Genomic DNA, 2,027 nt, shown 5'->3' with positions numbered 1-2,027 from the left:
GGGCTCCGCGGGGTCGGAGTGCAGCTCGTCGAGGGCGAACGGGGCGGGGCGCACCGGCCGCTTGGCCGAGACGACGGTGAGCGGCACGATGGTCTGCCGGGCCCAGCAGCCGAAGTCGTAGATGTTGAGCGGGAACCACTTCGGCAGGAACATCAACTCGGGCGGCAGCTCGGGCAGGTCCTGCCACGGCCACCAGCCGAAGAGCGCGAGCCAGATGCGGGTGAAGACGCGGGTGGCGGCGATGCCGCCCTGGGCGCGGACCCAGGCGGCGGCGCGTGCCATGTGGGGGGCATTTGGCGCGTCGCCCGCCAGCCGGAGGGCGACGTAGGCCTCGACGGTGGCGGAGAGGTCGCCCGGCCCTCCGTGGAAGGTGTCCCAGGCGCCGTCCTCGCGCTGCTTGCCACGGACGTGCAGGGCGGCGGCGCGGGCGGTGTCCTCGTCGAGGATGCCGAGGAACTGACGCAGCAGCAGGTCCTCGGCGTCCATGGTGACGTTGGTCTCCAGGTCGCCCTTCCACCAGCCCTCGGCGTCCTGGGTGGCCAGCAGGTGCTCGGCGGCCCGCCGGGCGGCGAGGGCCGCGGCCTCCCGTGGGCCGGCCGCCCCGTCCCCGGGGGGACGGGCGGCGTGGTCGGCCGGGAGGACTCCGGCCGCCGGGTCGGCGCGTGAGGGCAGCGCGCCGGTGCTTCCGTCGGTTGTCGCGGTCATGGCTTCCCCTTCCTGCAGTGGTGTGGCTGCTGCGGGTCCGCCGTCGGCCGGCTCCCGGGGGAAGCCGCCGGCGACTACGCGATGCGAGGACCTTCCGGGATCATCTCGTGCGAACCACCACGAAGTCGGCGAGCGCCACGAACTGTTCCCGCACCTGGGTGGGCATCTGCACCTCGTCGAGGGCCGCGACGGCGACGGCGTGCTGGCGGCGGGCCTCGTCGGCGGTCCAGGCGCGGCCGCCGGCCTCCTCGATAAGGGCGGCGCGGGAGGCGAACTCCTCCTCGGAGAAGTCCTCGGAGCCGGCCGGGCGCAGGTCGGCGGTCTTCGCGTCGGCGGCGAGGATCGCTCCCAGCTTCTCCGAGGCGGGGCCGCCGGCGGCGAGGGCCGCCACCACCGGCAGGGACTTCTTGCGCTGACGCAGGTCGCTCCAGGTCTGCTTGCCGGTGGACTGCGGGTCGCCCCAGATGCCGAGGAGGTCGTCGACGGCCTGGAAGGCGAGGCCGAGGTGGTAGCCGTAGCGCTCGAGGGCGTCGGCGGTGCGGTCGTCGGCGCCGCCGAGGACGGCACCGATGGAGCAGGCGCAGGCGAGCAGGGCGCCGGTCTTGTTGCCCTCCATCTCCAGGCACTCGTCGACGGTGACCCGCTCGCGGTGCTCGTAGGAGATGTCCTGGGCCTGACCGTCGATCAGGGCGCGGCTGGCGGCGGTGAGCCGTCGGGTGGCGCGGCCGGCCTCGACGGTGCCGAGCTCCAGCAGGACCTCGTTGGCGAGGGCGAACAGCGCGTCGCCCACCAGGATGGCCTGGGCGGGGCCGTGCACCTTCCACACGGTGTCGCGGTGGCGGCGCTGCTCGTCGCCGTCCATCAGGTCGTCGTGCAGCAGCGAGAAGTTGTGGACCAGCTCCACGGCGACGGCTCCGGGGACGCCGACCTCGGGGTCGGCGCCGGCGGCCTGCGCGGACATCACCGCGAGCGCGGGACGGACCGCCTTGCCGCCGTCCCCGGCGGCCGGGTTGCCCGCGGCGTCGATCCAGCCGAAGTGGTAGGCGGCGACGGTGTCCATGGGCGGCGCGAGACGCTCCACGGCGGCCCTGAGCACCGGCGTGGCCAGCGTCCGGCCGCGCTCCAGCAGCGCGGTCACGTTCACCGCGTCGGCGGCCTTCTCGGCCGGGGGCACAGTGGGCACGATCTCTCCTCGTGGGGTGACAGGGATGGGGGGAGCGCCTTCGGCGGCGCGGGCGCTCACGCGACGCCGCCCGGGAGGGTCCCGGCGGGCGCCGGGTCGGGTGCGAAGGTGTGGCGGACGGGGCGGGCACGGCCCAGGG

At 75.2% G+C, this 2,027-nt stretch carries 1 protein-coding gene and 1 pseudogene; both read right to left on the bottom strand.

The genetic code is table 11. The features are described from left to right. A pseudogene (locus tag ACOV8S_RS08295) lies at window positions 1-705 on the bottom strand (squalene--hopene cyclase); the annotation flags it as partial. Window positions 706-805: 100 nt separating this feature from the next. Then, window positions 806-1,888 (bottom strand): polyprenyl synthetase family protein, encoded by a 1,083-nt coding sequence (locus ACOV8S_RS08290; RefSeq protein ID WP_448317025.1) that lies wholly within the window; start codon window positions 1,886-1,888, stop codon window positions 806-808. Window positions 1,889-2,027: the final 139 nt, after the last annotated feature.

The organism is Streptomyces sp. CO7, assembly GCF_053474865.1.
The sequence above is the reverse complement of the archived record's forward strand: the minus strand, read 5'-3'. Positions and strand labels throughout refer to the sequence as shown.